Annotated in this window: 1 pseudogene; it reads left to right on the top strand. The window is 34.7% G+C overall.

The window, feature by feature from the left end:
• Nucleotides 1–32: 32 nt before the first annotated feature.
• Nucleotides 33–337 (top strand): annotated as a pseudogene (locus HC176_RS18210) (hypothetical protein); the annotation flags it as partial.

Below are 337 nucleotides of genomic sequence, written 5' to 3'. Positions count from 1 at the left end.
ATGGGCGGATCGGGAGTATAGATTAAGAGCTTATGAGCATATTAGGAGTTGTAATAACTGATGGGGTGGGTTTCCGCAATTTTATATTTACAGATTTTATTGTTGAAGCAAAGAAGAAGTACGATAAAGTAGTAATTATTTCCTGTCTTCCCGCCTTTGTATATAATACTTATAACCTTGACTGTGAAGTTGTGGAATTAGAGGTTTTTGAAGAAAAATTTCCCACCTGGTTGTTTAGAAAGTTTAAGGAAGTAACTCATTTACAGTTAAATGCGAAAAACAATTTTGGTATACGAGATAATTTAGCGCTCACCAAGACTAAGAGTCAAACCCTTAG

Source organism: Tamlana crocina, assembly GCF_012037625.1.
The sequence above is the reverse complement of the archived record's forward strand: the minus strand, read 5'-3'. Positions and strand labels throughout refer to the sequence as shown.